The sequence below is a fragment of the uncultured Microbulbifer sp. genome (assembly GCF_947489355.1).
Taxonomy (GTDB): Bacteria; Pseudomonadota; Gammaproteobacteria; order Pseudomonadales; family Cellvibrionaceae; genus Microbulbifer.
This window is the reverse complement of sequence record NZ_CANLDD010000066.1, coordinates 1-16,991: the sequence shown is the minus strand read 5'-3', so window position 1 is coordinate 16,991 and position 16,991 is coordinate 1. Positions and strand designations below refer to the sequence as shown.

Genomic DNA, 16,991 nt, shown 5'->3' with positions numbered 1-16,991 from the left:
AATGTTGCCGAGAACGCCTTGGACGAGTTGGAGGCCAAGTGGGGAGACAAATATCCGGTGGTGATCAAGTCCTGGCGTGCCAAGTGGTCGACCCTGTCCACCCTGTCCACCCTGTCCACCCTCCCGAGACGTGTTAATCTGGCCATTCAAAAGTCCCTTTTTACGGGTGGCCCGAGTGTAATAAAGATCAGTTTCAGCTCGGAGGTAATTGACGTCAAAAGTTGATCTGACCCCACTGATTCTTTGACTCCCTGAAAAGTAAATATCCATCGGCAAAGCCGATGGTTTTAATCGTGAACCGCTTTTGGACTAGCCAACTTTCCCATCTTTATCGCAACTCTGTCAGTTATGTCGATTTCTGTTGACATATTGATATAAGCCCATTATTCTGGACATATGGACTTAAAAGACACTATCCTCATATTCGATGCCCTTTCTCAGGAAACCCGGCTGAGAGCGTTCCGCCTGCTGGTGCAGGCAGGTCCAAATGGCCTGCCTGCCGGAAAACTCAGTGAAAACCTGGGTACACCACACAACACTATGTCCTTTCATTTGAACCAACTTTCCAACGCAAAGCTCATTTCCTCACGCAAGGAAGGCAGATCCGTGATCTATTCCGCTAATTACGATGCAATTCGGGATTTGATCGGATTCATGGTCAAAGACTGCTGCAGCCTTGATTTTGCCAGCATCCGTGAAGACAAACGTAAAGGGTGTTCCATCATTGAACTGGCTGGTTATTGCTGTGAGCCCCAAGCAAAATAAAAGGTTTTGCTATGAAGCGTCTACATAGACACATTGGCGTCAAAAATCTTGTTAACAGCATTAAATTCTATAGCGCTCACTTTGGTACCAAACCTGTAAAAATTAAACACGGCTATGCAAAGTGGATGCATGATGCCCCATGCATCCACTTTGCAACTTCAACGCACGCAAAAAACGGTGTCGATCACCTTGGATTTCAGGTCGATGAAAAGCGTGAACTGGGCTTAATAAGAAAGCGGCTAAAAGAAGCAAATATGTCACTCTTCGATGTAGGTGAAACCCTCTGTTGCCAAGCCCACTCAGACAAGTCTTGGGTCATTGACCCTGCCGGCATTGCCTCGCAAGCCCACCAAACGTTGAAAGACGTTCAATATCCTCCGGTCCCATGTCTTCGGGAAAGAAGGCCTACGGTAAGCCAAGACTCAAAGGTCAACCAGATGGTTGCAAATCTCCCTCAAAAACAATAGGCCGCTGCCGTTTATGAAAAGTGTACTAGTGCTTTGCACAGGAAATTCATGCCGTTCGATCATCGCCGAAGCGCTCATCAATACGCTTGCCGAAGAAAAGTACATTGCCAAAAGTGCCGGCAGTGAACCTGTTGGAACCGTGCATCCCAAATCTATAGAAATCTTAAAAGAGCATGGAATTAATACAAAAAATCTCCGCAGCAAATCGTGGGACGAGTTCCAGGACATGCATTTCGATGTGGTAATTTCCGTCTGCGACCGGAATGACAGTAAAACTTGCCCTATATTTTTTGGGAAGCACAAAAAGCTGAATTGGAATACGCCTGACCCTGACAAAACAGAAGGCACAAGGGAGGAAATCAATACAGCGTTTACAAAAACCTTCATTTTTCTCAAGGGCAAAATAGAAGGAGAGTTGTTGTGAGTGCCGAATCGCCCTCTCCAATGGGTCTATTTGAACGCTATCTTTCCTTATGGGTTGCCTTGTGTATATTAATCGGAATCAGTCTTGGAGCAACCTCACCGGATACGTTTCAGACAATAGCCTCCATCGAATATGCCAATGTTAATCTTGTAGTAGCAGTGCTCATCTGGGTGATGATTTACCCAATGATGGTTCAAGTCGATTTTTTTTCGATTAAGGATGTTGGGAAGAGGCCAAAGGGCCTACTCTTGACATTGACCATTAACTGGCTGGTGAAGCCCTTTACAATGGCGGCATTAGGTTGGTTTTTCTTTCGTATTGTTTTCGTCGATTTTGTAGACCCCCAAACTGCGACTGAATATATCGCCGGTATGATTTTACTGGGTGTCGCTCCCTGTACCGCCATGGTGTTTGTTTGGAGTCATTTAACCAAAGGAGATGCCAACTACACCCTGGTGCAGGTTTCCGTCAATGATTTCATTATGATTTTTGCCTTTGCACCCATTGCAGGATTTCTTCTTGGTGTTACCGATATTACAGTTCCCTGGACGACATTGCTATTATCGGTTCTGCTGTATGTTGTTATCCCACTAACGGCAGGTATTTTAACGCGCAATTTATTGGACACCCCACTAAATCACGCACGCTTGAGCCATTTCGTACACAAATTGAAACCGCTCTCTGTTGCCGGTCTTCTCGCTACTGTAGTACTTCTTTTCGGGCTCCAAGCAGGTGCCATCTTGGCACAACCCATGGCGATTGCCTTTATTGCTATTCCACTGTTGATACAAACTTACGGAATCTTTGCGCTTAGTTATGGAGCGGCTAAAGCATTGAACCTGCCGCACAACATCGCTGCGCCCGCTTGTATGATAGGCACTTCAAACTTCTTCGAGCTGGCTGTAGCTGTGGCTATCTCGCTTTTTGGCCTGCACTCAGGTGCAGCGCTGGCTACGGTTGTGGGCGTTTTGGTAGAGGTACCTGTTATGCTCACACTGGTGGCTTTCGTCAATCGCACCCGCCATTGGTTTGATGAGAAGTGCGTTGACTCGATTTTTTCGGACAGATCGGTGCGGAAAATTGATATAAGGGAAAGTGTGTCAACCAGCCTAAGCAGAAAATAGGGTATCTTTACTAACAAGGCGGAAGGGAAGAATACCCTTATCTCGGGACCGTATGAGGCATGGATGCCGATTACGAGCGTACAGGGAGGTATTCACAGCATGTCCCGAGAGGAGGGTATGCTTCCCTTCCGACCCGGTAGTAATTCATGAAAATACTAATTCTTGTCCTGCTTCTCCTCACCACCCTCGTCTTTATCCGCTCGGCAGGCCGGTGACAGGCCCTGTCTTATGTTCTAAATTGCCGGAGCCTCCGACTCCATCAGTTCGGCACCGCTATCCCCCCGCCGCCAGCCGATAGCGCGGCTGAGCAAAATAACCGGGATCAAACCCACCAGCACAATCAGCAGGGCGCCCAGTGCCGAGCGCTCCAGCATCTCGTCGGCGGCAAACTGGTACACGTAGGTGGCGAGCGTATCAAAACCAAACGGACGCAGCAGCAGGGTTGCCGGCAACTCCTTCATACAATCCACAAACACCACCAACCCACCAGTCAGCAATCCGGCGCGCACCAGGGGGAGATGTACCGCCCACAGGGTTTGCCAACGGTTGCGCCCCAGCGCGCGGGCGGCCCGGTCCATCGAGGGGGTCACTTTCTCCAGACTGGTTTCAATCGCCCCGGTGGAAACCGCCAAAAAGCGCACCGTATAGGCAAAAATAATGGCAAAGACACTGCCACTGAGCAGGAGCCCCACGGAAATACCGAAATGCTCCCGCAGCAGTGCATCCACTGCGTTATCGAAAGCGGCCAGGGGAATCAAAACCCCAATCGCCATCACGGCCCCCGGCAAGGCATAGCCCAGCTTGGAAAAACCCACCAAAAATTGAACCGGCCTGCGCGGCTGCAAGCGCTTGCCATAAGCCAGTAAAAGGCCCAGCAACACCGACAGCAACGCGGCACCGGCAGACAACAACAGGCTGTTGCGGGCTATCTCAATAAAGTCATCGCTCCAGTAACTGGAGAAATTCCCCAGGGCATAGCCTGCCAGTACCAGCAGCGGCACCACGAAACCACCCATCAACAGAAACCCGCAAAAAAGCACCGCAGCCAGGCTGCGCCAACCACCCAGCCTGTAGCGGTCGCGGTTGGCTATTGGCGCTTGCACAAAGTGCCGCTGACGCGCGCGCCCGATACGCTCCAGCGCAATCAATAAAATCACAAACAGCAGGGTGCTGCAGGCGATCTGTGCCGCCCCGCCCAGATTGCCGCGGCTCAGCCAGGTATCATAAATACCAACGCTGAGGGTACGCACCGCAAAAAATTCCACGGTGCCGAAATCGTTCAGGGTTTCCATCAATACCAGGGACAAACCCACCGCAATGGCCGGGCGCGCCATGGGCAGGGAGACTCTCAGGAAACTTTGCCAGGGCGAACACCCCAGGGAGCGGCTGGCGGCGCGAATACTGCCACACTGCTCGAGAAACGCGGCGCGCGCCAGCATATACACATAGGGGTAAAACACCAGCGACAACATGGCGATGGCACCGCCCATACTGCGGATCTCCGGGAACCAGTAATCCCTCGCCGTCTGCCAGCCAAACCAGCCGCGCAGGGCCTTTTGTACCGGCCCGGCGTACTCCAGCAGATCGGTATATACATAGGCAATCACATAGGCGGGCACGGCAAAAGGCAACAGCAGTGCCCACTCAAAAAAAACCCGCCCGGGAAACCGGCACATGGACACCAGCCAGGCACTGCCCACCCCCGCCACCAATGTGAGCGCAGCCACCCCAAAAGCCAGGATCAGGGTTGCGGATACATAGTGCAACAACACGGTGTCTAGCAGATGTGGCCAGATGTTTTCCTCGGGGAACAGGGCCAGCCAGAAAATGGACAGCACCGGCAGCGCAACCACTATGGCAATAGTGGCAACAAGGAAAAACCAGCGAAAGCCGGATAAATTTGCACGGGAGGCTAAGGGTGTAACAGTCATCGTAAAAAAACGCGGTCCATACCTCTCGGCGGGACCGCGTTTTGCCAGTCAGTAAAAGGAGTACACTTTAGAAGTCGAAGCCCACCTCGTCTACCAGTCGCGATGCTGCCGGGACATTAGCCCCGATTTCGGTCAGGCTCAGGTTGTCCTCCTTGAACTCTCCCATATACCTGTTGATCAGCTCGGATCGTGGCGTTTCGGGGCGCACCGGGAACTCAAAGTTCTTCTCGGCGTAAACGTACTGGGCTTCGGCACCGCTGAGAAATTCCAACAGTTTGATGGCATTGTCGCGGTTGGGTGCGTGCTTGGTCAGTGCCGCACCGGAAATAAACATGTGGGTACCGCGGTCGGCCTGGTTCGGGAACACCAGATTGACGGACTTGGCCCACTCGACTTGTTCGGGCTGCTCCTGGTTGGTAATCATTTTTCCGAAGTAGTAGCTGTTGCCCAGAGACAGGTCACAAACACCTTCACTGATGGCCTTCACCTGGGTCCGGTCATTGCCCTGGGGCTTGCGCGCCAGGTTGGCCTTAACCCCCTTGAGCCATGCTTTGGTTTCCGCCTCGCCGTGGTGGGCAATCATGGAAGCAATCAGGGACAGGGTATAGGGGTGCTTACCGCTGCGGGTACAGATACGACCTTTCCACCTGGGTTCCACCAACGCTTCGTAGCGGGTAATCTCGCCGGGTTTGACCCGGTCCTTTGAGGCGTAAATCAGGCGCGCGCGGGTGGTGAGGCCAAACCAGTTGCCCACCGCATCGCGAAATTGCGCCGGGATATTTTGCTCCAACACCGCGCTCTTTACCGGCTGAGTCAACTGCTTATTGAGCAGGTCCATCAGGCTGCTGGTATTGGAAGTCAGCACCAGATCCGCGGGGCTATTGCGCCCCTCCCTCTGCAAACGCTCATTGAGCCCTTTGCTGGCGTAGACTACCTGGGTCTCAATACCGGTTTTCTTGCTGAACTCTTCCAGTATCGGTTCGATCAGGAAGGGCTGGCGGTAGGAGTAGATATTCACTTGCTCAGCGGCATTGGCGCCTATGGCGCCAAGCAGACCAGTGATGACCACCAATTTCTGTAACAGAACTCTGAAAAACATGGCGCTTCCATTAATATCAGATTTAATTGAGAAGTATTCTCATTAAAGGCGACAACAATGTCAACCAAAAGCTTCCCATCAATCGCCCATCGCGCGAAGTCGCAAAAACCCACCTATGCTTAATTTCGAGCCGGTCATTTACAGAGGTAGCATGCCCCGCTTGGTCCCCTTAATCGCTGTGATGCTTGCCCTTTGTGGTTGTGGTCGTCAAAGCGATACTCGCAGTTCCCCAGAGCCGGTGGCGGCACCCGCCGCCAGTGAGACAGCCACCGATGAGATGAAACACCCCATTGCACCGATGGCAGAAATCGACCGCTCCAACGGCTCTGCATCGGGCAATGGCAGTGCCAGCATCTGCACCCCCGAGTGGTTCGCCTGGGTACAAGCGCAGCTAGTTACCAGGCAAAATGGTGACCTGGCTAAACTCTATCCAACCGGTCTGCCCCCTGTGGGCAGCAGCGAGTGGTTCGATGCAGTGACAAGACTGACAGGCGGAAACCTGAACGGAACGATTTCCGGCAGCACTGCGTGGTGTGAGGCGATCCAAAAGCGCCTGCTCCCAAACGGGTCGCAAACGCCTTAGGTCCAGGCTAGGCAGTACATGCCGGCGCCAGCTTTAGGCCGGTGCAGACCAATCCGTTCATGAGCACTGTTTAACCATCGGGAAAACAAGCATCGCCTGTTGATACAGTGAGGAATTGTGATCATGAAGGCCCTTAACAAGCTGATGCTGGCCGCAGTCGCCGCCACGGCCCTACACCCGGCCATTGCCAACAAGAAACCGCCCCCCGGCGCCATGGCGCTGTCCACGATACTGACCAAACTCGAACAGCGAGGCTATACCCCCATTGTCGAAGTGGACCTGGAGCATGGCCGCTGGCAGATAGGGGCTTACAAGGGCGACGAAAAGCATTGGTTATCGGTGGACCCAAACTCCGCGGAAATTCTTTCCGACAAGCCCCAGGAAGGTGATAGTGACGATTGAACGCACGCAGACAGTCCCACCCTGTCGGTTGCTACCACTGCCTATCACAAACTGGTAAGGTGATCGTCTCTTGTGCCCGGTCCCGAAACCGGGCGACCTATCCCAAGTAATCGTTGGAACAAGCGTAAAAGTGCGCAAGTGGCCTGCTCAGTGACACGTTTCGTCAATCTCTTGGCGAAAAATTCGTTTACTCTGGGTAACGGTTAACGCCCAAGGATAACAAGATGACCACCCAGACCCTCACTCGTCAGACAGCGGATACAACGCTACTCCAGAACCAGCTCGATCAGCAGCGCCGAGCCTATAACGCCGACCCAGTACCCGACTACCCCCAGCGGATAAAAGACTTGAAGGCGCTGGCGCGTATGTTACGCGAGCAGCAGGAGCCCATTATTGAAGCCATCTGCTCCGATTACGGCAATCGCTCCCGTGAAGAGACACTGCTGTTTGAAATCTATCCTGCGCTCGCGGGCATTAAGGAGGCCATCGGCAGCCTGAAAAAATGGATGAAACCCCGCCGGCGCCATACCGACTTCAAAGCCTACCCCCTGTCAAAAAATACGGTCATCCCCCAACCGCTGGGTGTGGTGGGTGTGATCGTGCCCTGGAACTTCCCGGCAAACCTGAGCTTCTCCCCCTTGACCAATATTTTCGCGGCGGGCAACCGGGCGATGGTGAAGATGTCCACCAACTCAGGCCGCCTGGCTGAACTGCTAAAAGCGGTCAGTAGCCAGTATTTTCCCCAGAACAAGCTCGCCTTTATTGCCGATAGTGGCGACATTGGCCCGCTGTTTTCCAGCCTTAAGTTCGATCATCTGATTTTTACCGGTTCCAGTGCCACCGGCCGCGCCGTTATGCGCTCAGCGGCGGAAAACCTCACCCCGGTCACCCTGGAGCTTGGTGGTAAATCCCCTGCGATCATCGCGCCCGACTATCCCATTGAAAAGGCGGCAGAACGCCTGATTTATTGGAAATTGATGAATGCAGGGCAAATTTGTCTCACCGTAGACTACCTGTTCCTGCCGGAGAACAAGCTGGAATCCTTTATTGAACATGCCCAGCGCCTGGCCAGTAAACGCTTTCCGGACTGGCAAAGCCCCGACTACACCTCCATTATTGATGCGCCGTCCCATCAACGCCTGTGGAAAACTCTGGACGATGCCACGGACAAGGGGGCAAAAGTTTTCGACCTGAGCGCAGGCCAATTGGGCCGCGATAGTAACCTGCGTAAGTTTCCCCCGCATCTTCTGGTGGATGTCCACAGTGATATGCTCATCATGCAGCGGGAAATCTTCGGCCCGCTCCTGCCGATCATTACCTATTCCCACCCGGAGGAGGTCATCAGCTATATCAATGAGCGCCCCCGTCCATTGGCCATCTACCCCTATACCCAGGATAAAAACCTGCAGGATTTGTATATCGAGAAAACCATGTCCGGAGGCGTATCGGTCAATAACTGTGTGTTACACGTTGGCCAGCACGATATTCCTTTTGGCGGTGTGGGCGAAAGTGGTATGGGGCACTATCACGGCTACGAGGGGTTCCTGACCTTCTCCAAACTGCGACCGGTATACCGCCAAGGCCCGGTCAACCTGTTGAAATTCCTGCAGCCCCCCTACGGAAAGCGCTCCGATGCTCTCTTGCGCCTGATGCTTAAAATGACCCGTTAGGCACCCGCCCGGCAAAGGGATTGCCGGGCTTCTCGTGACGCCGGGACTGCGCGAATGCATTCGCCAAAACCGGCATTGTGAAAAGAGATCGGCAAGGGAATAACTGGCACTGTGATCACTCCCCGCCCACACTGGTGATAGTGCCCGGTTTAATGCACCGGCAACCTGGCTCGCTGCCGGATGCATCCTGTGGAGCCGCACATGGGTTTTATCGCAACCATCCTGCTCATCAGTAACCTGACAAATCCCATCCCCCCGGGGCTGAATCCCGGAAAACCAGCCCCCATCTATGACAGCCCCGATTTGTACGGAGCCGAGCCTTCCGTGATAGCACTGGCGCTCCCCGCGATCATAGCCAAACTGCACTACCTCGGTTTTCGCCCAGTGACCCGCGTGCGGTTTGTGGGCGGGCGCTGGAAGATGCAGGCCGTTTATCACGGAAAGCTGAGAGCCCTTGAAGTGGACCCCGACAACGGAAGGATTATTGCCGATCGGCCGGAAGAAATGCGAAGCATTTCCAATTGAAGCAAATCTCGCCAGCCCGGCTACTCTGAAGGGCAGAAGACTTTTTCCATACCCTATGGATCCTGCCCCAATGAACAAGCAGCACGATAGTTCGCGCAGACGATTTCTCAAGCTGACCGGCTGTTCTCTGGCAATACTGCCAGTCGCATTAATCGCAACAGACCGGGCAAGTGCACAAATCAAGGCAAAGAAGGCGGCGGTCAATTACCAGGACACGCCAAATAACGGCCAGAAGTGCGTAGACTGCCAGCTATTTCAGCCGCCCAATGCCTGTATTGTGGTGGAAGGGGATATCAGTCCAGAGGGCTGGTGCAGCCTGTTTGTGCTCAAACAGGGTGGCGCCACACAAGGCTAAGCTGGCACGCCCCGCTGTTCACCACGTAATTTACTGACGTCTGCGCGCGGCGGCAAACCGAACATGCGGCTGTATTCACGGCTGAAATGCGACGGACTCTCGTAGCCGACACGGTAGCTGGCGGAAGCTGCCTCCAATCCCTCCGTGAGCATCAGGCGGCGCGCCTCGTGCAGGCGCAGCTTCTTCTGAAATTGCAAAGGCGACATGCGCGTGATCTGTTTAAAACTGTGATACAGGGAGGACTCGCTCATATTGGCCCGCTCCGCAAGCTCACTGATCCGTAGCGGCTCACAAAACCGACCTTTGAGCATCTCGATCACCCGCGATACGCGATTTGCCTGGCTATCTGTCATCGCAAATTTGCGCATCCGTGCCCCAATTTCACCCATCAGGGCGCGATAAAGAATTTCCCGTCGCACCAGGGGTGCCAGTATTGGCGCATCTGCCGGCGTTTCCAGCAGCTGTACCAGCCGACTCACCGCCTCCAGCATGCCCTGGTCCATCTGCGTCATACAGAGCCCGCAACTGACCTCCGGGCAGTCCTGGCCCCCTGCCATTGGGGCTTTATCCCCCAGCTCCAATACCAGATCCGCCACTTCCTGGGGATCGATCACCAGTTTGATGCCGAGAAATGGCGTATCCGCAGAGGCCCTCTCCACCCGTCCCAGTATGGGTAGATGCACCGAAGTGGCTACATAACTCAACGGCGTATAGGCAATTTTCCTGTCCCCAAGCTCAAGAATTTTATTGCCCTGGATAATGAATTTGAGCGATGGCGTATAGACCGAGAAAGTGCAGGTAACAGGTTCATTGCAGCGAACCAGCGCCAGACCTTCGAGGACAGTATCGGTCAGCCCCTGCTCGGGAACCTGCTCCAGCAGAGTCTGGACCAGCTTCTGGCGTGTCAATTCCAGGTCTCTGCCGTTAGATACCGCTTTTACCCTGTGTTCTGTACGCATAAATTCCCCTTTACGCCCGTAAACAGCTGGGCAACATCAAATCGGAAGGCGGCCAGTATATGGAGTTTTAGGCAACCGTGACCGGTCTCTGCAGGATTGGGCAATCACTCTGCAGTAATCTGCAAAACCACACAATCACGTTCAACTACTGTTTTGACCCTATGTGATCGACACCTCGTTATATGTACAGTTCAACTTATCTGTTGCCGGAACGATGCTTTCAAAGCGACAGGCACAATAGAAGTGGGCAATCAATCGTGAGGGGATGCCACCACCTGCCCGCGCTCCCTGCCACAATGTATCGGGGAGAGGGTACCCGGCGCAGCTGGAGTAGGGGATCAGCGAGACCCCGGATTCCATAGCGGCATCGGCGGCCCCTCGCCCCGAACGCAAGCGCGCCACGCCCACTGCATGCAAGCGAAGCTGTCCTGCCATAATTGTGGGGGAATCCACTGACCGGGTAAGCTGCAGCGCCGGATGATCGGATTGACAGCAGTAAACCAAGTCTGTGTCATGATCCGGATGGAATGGAAAGTTTGCAGCGCTGGTGCAAAATGGCTTTCGGGGTGGCAATCAGGATCATAGCGCCCGCGCTGATCACTTGATAAAGGTTAAGGCTTTGCAGCCTCCAGAGAATATTGATGAAGCAATTCCAGTTTAAAAATAATCAAAATATAGACCTCCAGAACCTATTGATTCCCGGGGATACAGTTCAGTTGGTTTCTGTCTCCGAGAAGTTTGCTGAGGCGATTTTTCGTGAATTCACGGAAGAAATAACTCGCTATATGATTCCCAGCCCGGCAAAAAGCATTTCAGAAATCCATGACTTTATTGCGCGCTCCACTGAGGGAATGAACAATCAACAGGAGCTTGTGTTAGCCATTACTTCAACTCAAGAGACGTTTATGGGTTGTGTTGGGCTACACGCTAGAGGGCATGGTTGCACACCGGAACTGGGGGTTTGGGTAAAAAAGTCAGCCCATGGCAATGGGTATGGCCGGCTCGCAGTTTCCAGCCTTTTTCGCTGGGCGCTGGAAAACATTGTATTTGAGTATGCAATTTATCCGGCTGATCGATCCAATATACCCAGTCGCAAAATCCCTGAGTCTCTTGGTGGAAGGATTTTCAAAGAAGCCATAGTCACTACGGCCTCTGGTCGCACACTGGATGAAGTCATTTACAAGATACCGGTACCAACACAAGCCCTGGATATCCAGGGCACGGAGGGCTGATGCCCAGATGCGCGGCAAACAGCTTCACCAGTTGGGAGGCACTGAATTCTGTGTTGCCTAAAACTTCAGCCTGATTGAATCCTTTTCAAAAAGGCATTACGGTAAGTCTGCTGCCACAGTAACTGGGCGCTATACCGATTCAAGTACAAAAAAGATAATGAGTACCACAACGATCATCATACAACCCGTGGAGCGCCCTGTAACGGGAGCGCTCGCGGGAAACCAATAACCACAGCAACTTGTTAAAAAGTTGCCATATTCTCTGGTGAAGTCGGGTCATCACAAAGCAAGGCAAAACCGTTCTACAGGCTTAACGTACCAAAAGACGCCATCTCCTACGGCATAAAACTTTGAGTCACTATTATATAAACAATGAAAATAGGAATTATAAGCAGTAGAACAGGCCTTGGTATTCACACAATCAGGTATTATGAGAAACAGGGGTTGATCAAAAAACCTGAAAAGGATCAAAGTGGGCATAGGGCATATAAAGAAAATGACATTGAACTATTAAACTGGATTTCCTGCATGAAAACTTCAGGCATGTCTCTTAACAAAATCAAAGAGTACACAAAAGCCTTCTACACTGAGGATGAATTGGCTTGCATAGCCCTCCTGCAAGAGCATTTGGATAAGTTACTTACTCAACAAGAAAACATCACGCATTACATCGATGTAACAAAAAATAAAATTCTAAACTTCAAAAGCTCTTGACTTAGAGTATGGTCTAGGTAGTTAACCTTATTATTTTTGCAAAGAGGGAGTGTGAAAATGAAGGTAAACGTAGCAATCGTAGATGCTTTTGTAGATGGCGATACTGGAGGGAATCCTGCTGGAGTTGTCCTGGATGCAGATCATTTATCAGACAAACAGAAGCTTTGTATAGCAAGGGAGGTTGGCCTTTCTGAAACCGCCTTTGTCTCGCAATCAAACACAGCAGATTTTAAACTGGACTTTTATACACCACAAAAGCAAATAGCGCATTGCGGGCATGCAACTATAGCCGCATTCAGCCTTTTATCCCAGCTTGGTTTGGTTCAGGGAAGAAATACATCTAAGGAAACCATTGATGGTGACAGAGATATAGAGGTGTTCGGTAATTTTGCATACATGGAACAAACAGAGCCCCAATATAGGTATTTAGAGCATGATAAAGTCGATATTTTTAATTCTGTGGGCATTACTGAAAAGCAAATAATATCAGACCCGGTCATTGTCAATACAGGAAACTCATTTCTCATTTTTGGCGTTAAATCTATCAAGAACCTGGAAACAATAATCCCAGACTACACAAGAATTGAATCTATCTCAGAGAAATATGACCTGATTGGATTTTATATATACACCCTTGAAACCAATAATACAGAGCGGGATGCCAGTACCCGCATGTTTGCCCCACGTTATGGCATTGAAGAGGAAGCAGCAACAGGAATGGCCGCTGGGCCTCTGGCTTGCTTTTTCCACGACTTTATGAATTTAGATAAAGAAAAATTCCATATCGAGCAAGGACATACAATGCAGCCCAGTTCTCCAAGTTGTATAGAGGTCGTCTTATATCGGGAAGGTCAAAAGATACGAAGATTAAAAGCCGGAGGGATCGGAAAGCCCTCTAGATATTTGGAAATTGAGATTTAACCAGGTAAGGGCGGGTTGCCAGCCCGCCCTCCCCCACTTACGAACAAAAGAGCCCGCGTACCACGATTCATTAAAACAGGCTGCTCGGATGATGGAAATTTCACCCAGATACCCCTTGCCGAACAAGCCCAGAGACCCAGGGCACGGATGGCTGATCCCCTGGTACACAGCAAATGTCTTCACCAGCCGGAGAGGAACTAAACTCAGCGTCGCCTAAAGCTTCAACTTGATTGACTTTCTTTGCAAAAAGCGATTAGGGTAGGTTTGCTATCCTAGCGCCCATTCGCTTAACTGGCGCAAGCAAAGAAAAAACAGATAAAAAACAGCGCAACGACCAGTATTCAGCCCACGAAGCGCCCTGTAACGTGAGCGCTCGCGGGAAATCCACACGTAAAATAATCATACAAAGAAGGACCGCATCATGACCGCGTAAATGAGAGAAAAACGCCCCCCCCGGTGCGAGCACACCGAGGAGAGGCTAACCCCAATAGATAACTTGGTATCTAGCGAGGCTGTCTTGAATGATACGCCATACACTCGTTCGTCTTCAATCAACGTCTCCCTGAAGACGAGCTTTTCGAGTCACTTTCGCCCCTGGCGGCGGAGTGTGCTGTGGCGTTGCGTGATGATTGGTGTAGTCTTTTACTTCAGCCGCGCACCGCCTGTCTGGCTGCGCACCCTTTCTGCAATTTTCCCTTTTCTTTTCCCCACAAGGATCGCACCTGCGGCGAGAGAAACCACGCAAAGCGATGTGCTTTTCCTGCACCTTTCCGCCACAGGTGACTCAAGGAGCCTATAAAGATGCCTATATTACCCTGTCGATTGTTTCAGCCGTTGCACCTGGGTGGGTATTTTATCATCACGCCGGTCGCCATCAGAGATAAGGTTGTGGACCTGCACATTGCGCCCGGCAAGGGTAACCGGGTGATGCGGGCCGTGCGTTTACTGCAACTGCTGGAAGAAGCCTGGGCGCTGGAGGAGGACCCAACCGATCAGCCCCCAGCCACCCTCAGGCCATTCAAGCAGCGACCCAATAAAAAGACATAGCGCTGAGCGGGTACCTCGAAAGCCGTAGCAGCCCCAAGCAGCACGGCAAACGCTTACCTTCTCGTGCGCTTCCTGGGAAGGTAAGCACAGTCAAGACGGCAAGCCTGTACTCTTCTGCTCCGCATTGGTGCCGGCGTAGATGCGCAAGGCTTGATCACTGCAGGCGGCGCTGCCGTGGCTGTACCGGAAAGGCGTGTCAACGGGCGAGAAGGAGAACACCCTGGCGATACGTACATCTGGGTGGTGGTGCAGTTTTACAGGCAATATGACCAAATACGAGCCGGCATTTCGATCATCGTGACCGTTATTTTCACAGTGAAGGCTTATTCCCCTTAAAAACTAATAAATACAAGGGGTTACATTCAATGGTGGTTTTTGGGATACTGGTCGTAGTGATCATTATTCCAGGTGGTTCGACAGAACTAAATTATCGTATCAGATTGATTTAAAGTAATTTTTTAATAGTTTGGTGTGAAAATAATCCAGAAATACTGATCAAGGAAATACTGATCATGGTGATCAGTATACAAATGTTATAAAAAATCAGAAATATGCGATATCTAAAATACGTATTATCAATCGTAGCTCTCTTAATATTGGGGATGTATGGTTGGTACTTATTGGCAACTGCTTTAAACGAACACTCCGACGTTGCCGCTACAGCTATTATCGAAGATACACTTAGCTCAAATGCTGCATACGATATTAAGCAGTTAAGGGGGCTAGCATCGCGCCTAAGGGATAACGACATCGATGGTTCCATCGAGCTGGTTCAGGAAATGATCGAAGACAAAACTTGGCAGCTTGAATACTGTGTGTCAGAGCAGTGCAAAAAACTTCAGAAAATTCGTAGTGCACAGTAAATTTATAACAAGTGCAGGCAACATCGCCCCTACGGGGCTGGACCTTCATTCCGCTGCTTCGCAGCTACATTGCGGCCGTTGCTGCAGGCGTTAGTGGTCAATATGAATCGAACTCTCACATTTATTGTTGTAATGATAAGTTTAACTGTTTCTGCTGATGAGCCGGAGGTGCCAGAAACTATCTGGATTCAATCGGACAAAGTGGTTTCTTGTCATCCTAGCGAGTTTAAACCTAGCGATACTCTTCAGGTTAAGCTGGGCAAATGGCACGGTAAAGAACTTGCCGTATATAGGCATGATGAAAATTTATGGCTATTCATGGTTGTTAGCTCGCCGCCATTGGGGATGATTTCCTTGATGACACCTAAAGAGTTTGAATCTGCCAAATCTTTTGAAATTACACCGTCAACAAGAGGATATCGCCGGGATAATGAGGAAGTTTTTTCTAAATCTGGAAATTATACGCTTTATGTAAGCCAAAACTTAGAAAGTGAGGATGGTGGATACAAGTGCGAGCTAATAGTCAAAAACCACTAATCTATATTAGTTCAGACCAAATCTGACACATCCCCTTGAAAAGAGGGGGTTTTCAGCCCGCACTACCCACACCACCATACATGCGGGTCCGCATACGGCGGTTCATTAAAACTATCCATTTGGATAGTGAAATTTCACCCAGTTATCCCTTACCGAAACAAGCCCTGGATTCCCAAGGAACTGATTGCTGATTCCTCGATGCACTGCAAACGTCTTCGCCAGCCGGTACGGCCCCTTGGAACTCATTCCGAGCGATATGGCCCGGTGCTCCGGTACGCCCAGTTTGATGAGATTGCAGATACGCTTTCAGGGTCTGGCCACTGCCTGATGCAGTGTTGGATACGGCTGACCGCGTCATGGACACGCCTGCCGGGCCTGAAGCCATAGCTGTGGTTGGCGGGTCCAGAATCGGCGTCAGCACCTGGCTGATCGCCTGCTGGATCACGCGGTCGTGTATCTGCGCATTCAGGTTACTCTCCAAAGCTGGGAACAAATCACTGCCGCTATGGGATTGAACGTCGTTTGTCACAACCGGATACCCTCATAAGGTAGTGATGTCTCACTCTTTGGTTAATGTTCGGGCCTTCCCCCTCTCCGGCTCCCTGCCGGTTCCAGGTACTATCCCCTCTGCTGACTTCTGCACTATCACCGCGCGGATCCCCCCTCGTGGCGCCGGGGTCGCCCCCGGCCTGTAGCGCAGATCTCCCCAGATAAAAACATGAACTGTCCTTGCACAACCGCCGTATTGTCCCTACTCCTCGAACCTGTGGACTTCGTTATCTTGTGCTAACTTGATTCAATTCGTCCCCGGAGCTGGGCTTTATATGCGACTTCAGTTCGTCGGCTCGCAGGTATGCGCTCGGGCTTCCTCCAGACAACCCCTCCTGGGGTTGCCCTTGCCATCGGCTAGTAGTTATGATCACCGGCAACCCGGTGAGCAGGCTCTCCTACAGAGGACTTTCACCTCATTAGTTCATACCCATGCTGAGCGTACACAAGTGCAGGCATTGGGTAAGTAAGACCGACGAACCTTTTGAGATATAAAAATGAAGAAACTCAAAAACGAAAAGGAGCTAGTAAAGAAAGCTCTAGTTCTCGGAACCGCATACGGCACTAAGCGAGGAGTTGTTGAGTTTGAAGCAACCGATTCAACTAACGAAAAACTTGAATATATTTATCGTCTCCTAGTGCATGACAAGGTAATTCAGCCTCTTCAAAAAGATAAGATTTCACAAAAGGCGATTAAGCATAGGTTGGCAATTTGGGCATCAAAACAATGAGCGCCTTAATACTTTTTGTAGTGGTCTACTAATCCCGGACACCAATTTAGGTGGTAAAGTCGCTGCCTGAGACAGAGGTGTTCAATGAGTAAA

Annotated in this window: 21 protein-coding genes; 16 read left to right on the top strand and 5 right to left on the bottom strand. The window is 51.2% G+C overall.

All coding sequences use genetic code 11. From position 1 onward, the window contains the following. The first annotated feature begins 396 nt into the window (after nt 1-396). The 4 genes from Q1A48_RS18535 to arsB are packed head-to-tail and all read left to right on the top strand — an operon-like array spanning nt 397 to nt 2,780. Nucleotides 397-765 carry a metalloregulator ArsR/SmtB family transcription factor gene (locus Q1A48_RS18535; protein ID WP_299947889.1) on the top strand — a complete coding sequence of 123 codons (369 nt, stop codon included), beginning with the start codon at nt 397-399 and terminating at the stop codon, nt 763-765. A gap of 11 nt (nt 766-776) precedes the next feature. After that, nucleotides 777-1,232, top strand: a complete 456-nt coding sequence (locus tag Q1A48_RS18530; protein WP_299947887.1) for a glyoxalase/bleomycin resistance/dioxygenase family protein — start codon at nt 777-779, stop codon at nt 1,230-1,232. A gap of 13 nt (nt 1,233-1,245) precedes the next feature. Further along, nucleotides 1,246-1,656 carry an arsenate reductase ArsC gene (locus tag Q1A48_RS18525; RefSeq protein WP_299947885.1) on the top strand — a complete coding sequence of 137 codons (411 nt, stop codon included), beginning with the start codon at nt 1,246-1,248 and terminating at the stop codon, nt 1,654-1,656. A gap of 20 nt (nt 1,657-1,676) precedes the next feature. Further along, the gene (arsB, locus tag Q1A48_RS18520; RefSeq protein ID WP_299947891.1) at nt 1,677-2,780 is read left to right on the top strand and encodes an ACR3 family arsenite efflux transporter; all 1,104 of its coding nucleotides are present in this window, start codon (nt 1,677-1,679) and stop codon (nt 2,778-2,780) included. 233 nt (nt 2,781-3,013) lie between these two features. Here arsB and Q1A48_RS18515 read toward each other — a convergent pair whose 3' ends face one another. Next, the gene (locus Q1A48_RS18515; protein ID WP_299947883.1) at nt 3,014-4,711 is read right to left on the bottom strand and encodes an iron ABC transporter permease; all 1,698 of its coding nucleotides are present in this window, start codon (nt 4,709-4,711) and stop codon (nt 3,014-3,016) included. A gap of 67 nt (nt 4,712-4,778) precedes the next feature. Beyond that, complete coding sequence (locus Q1A48_RS18510) at nt 4,779-5,810, bottom strand: Fe(3+) ABC transporter substrate-binding protein (RefSeq protein WP_299947881.1); 1,032 nt, start codon at nt 5,808-5,810, stop codon at nt 4,779-4,781. 151 nt (nt 5,811-5,961) lie between these two features. Here Q1A48_RS18510 and Q1A48_RS18505 point away from each other — a divergent pair, with 151 nt between their 5' ends. From Q1A48_RS18505 to Q1A48_RS18485, 5 genes are all read left to right on the top strand, one after another. Further along, nucleotides 5,962-6,393: a hypothetical protein gene (locus Q1A48_RS18505; protein WP_299947879.1), complete on the top strand. Its 432-nt coding sequence runs from the start codon at nt 5,962-5,964 to the stop codon at nt 6,391-6,393. 123 nt (nt 6,394-6,516) lie between these two features. Next, nucleotides 6,517-6,795: a PepSY domain-containing protein gene (locus tag Q1A48_RS18500; RefSeq protein ID WP_299947877.1), complete on the top strand. Its 279-nt coding sequence runs from the start codon at nt 6,517-6,519 to the stop codon at nt 6,793-6,795. A 224-nt stretch (nt 6,796-7,019) separates the two neighbouring features. After that, nucleotides 7,020-8,465, top strand: a complete 1,446-nt coding sequence (locus tag Q1A48_RS18495; protein WP_299947875.1) for a coniferyl aldehyde dehydrogenase — start codon at nt 7,020-7,022, stop codon at nt 8,463-8,465. 201 nt (nt 8,466-8,666) lie between these two features. Then, complete coding sequence (locus Q1A48_RS18490; RefSeq protein ID WP_299947873.1) at nt 8,667-8,990, top strand: hypothetical protein; 324 nt, start codon at nt 8,667-8,669, stop codon at nt 8,988-8,990. A 70-nt stretch (nt 8,991-9,060) separates the two neighbouring features. Beyond that, complete coding sequence (locus tag Q1A48_RS18485) at nt 9,061-9,345, top strand: high-potential iron-sulfur protein (RefSeq protein WP_299947871.1); 285 nt, start codon at nt 9,061-9,063, stop codon at nt 9,343-9,345. Here Q1A48_RS18485 and Q1A48_RS18480 read toward each other — a convergent pair. Both Q1A48_RS18480 and Q1A48_RS18475 read right to left on the bottom strand, forming a co-directional pair. Next, on the bottom strand, nt 9,342-10,304 hold the full coding sequence (locus Q1A48_RS18480) for an AraC family transcriptional regulator (RefSeq protein ID WP_299947870.1): 963 nt from the start codon (nt 10,302-10,304) through the stop codon (nt 9,342-9,344). The genes Q1A48_RS18485 and Q1A48_RS18480 overlap by 4 nt on opposite strands. Before the next feature lie 159 nt (nt 10,305-10,463). Then, a complete protein-coding gene (locus tag Q1A48_RS18475) occupies nt 10,464-10,739 on the bottom strand; it encodes a hypothetical protein (protein ID WP_299947868.1) in 276 nt (91 codons plus the stop codon). A 206-nt stretch (nt 10,740-10,945) separates the two neighbouring features. Here Q1A48_RS18475 and Q1A48_RS18470 point away from each other — a divergent pair, with 206 nt between their 5' ends. The 6 genes from Q1A48_RS18470 (at nt 10,946) to Q1A48_RS18445 (ending at nt 15,618) form a co-directional block, all read left to right on the top strand. Beyond that, a complete protein-coding gene (locus Q1A48_RS18470) occupies nt 10,946-11,536 on the top strand; it encodes a GNAT family N-acetyltransferase (protein WP_299947866.1) in 591 nt (196 codons plus the stop codon). Between the two features lie 372 nt (nt 11,537-11,908). Beyond that, nucleotides 11,909-12,250: a MerR family transcriptional regulator gene (locus Q1A48_RS18465; protein ID WP_299947864.1), complete on the top strand. Its 342-nt coding sequence runs from the start codon at nt 11,909-11,911 to the stop codon at nt 12,248-12,250. Between the two features lie 57 nt (nt 12,251-12,307). Continuing rightward, on the top strand, nt 12,308-13,171 hold the full coding sequence (locus Q1A48_RS18460) for a PhzF family phenazine biosynthesis protein (protein ID WP_299947862.1): 864 nt from the start codon (nt 12,308-12,310) through the stop codon (nt 13,169-13,171). 801 nt (nt 13,172-13,972) lie between these two features. Beyond that, the gene (locus Q1A48_RS18455; protein ID WP_299947860.1) at nt 13,973-14,218 is read left to right on the top strand and encodes a hypothetical protein; all 246 of its coding nucleotides are present in this window, start codon (nt 13,973-13,975) and stop codon (nt 14,216-14,218) included. A 620-nt stretch (nt 14,219-14,838) separates the two neighbouring features. Next, complete coding sequence (locus tag Q1A48_RS18450) at nt 14,839-15,081, top strand: hypothetical protein (protein ID WP_299947858.1); 243 nt, start codon at nt 14,839-14,841, stop codon at nt 15,079-15,081. 102 nt (nt 15,082-15,183) lie between these two features. Then, the gene (locus tag Q1A48_RS18445; protein WP_299947856.1) at nt 15,184-15,618 is read left to right on the top strand and encodes a hypothetical protein; all 435 of its coding nucleotides are present in this window, start codon (nt 15,184-15,186) and stop codon (nt 15,616-15,618) included. Between the two features lie 142 nt (nt 15,619-15,760). Here the strand turns inward: Q1A48_RS18445 and Q1A48_RS18440 are convergent, their stop codons facing one another. Further along, nucleotides 15,761-16,147, bottom strand: coding sequence for a hypothetical protein (locus Q1A48_RS18440; RefSeq protein WP_299947854.1), 387 nt, complete (start codon nt 16,145-16,147; stop codon nt 15,761-15,763). A gap of 517 nt (nt 16,148-16,664) precedes the next feature. Between Q1A48_RS18440 and Q1A48_RS18435 the strand changes: the two genes are divergently transcribed. Next, nucleotides 16,665-16,898 (top strand): DUF5062 family protein, encoded by a 234-nt coding sequence (locus Q1A48_RS18435; protein ID WP_299947852.1) that lies wholly within the window; start codon nt 16,665-16,667, stop codon nt 16,896-16,898. The last annotated feature ends 93 nt before the right edge of the window (nt 16,899-16,991 follow it).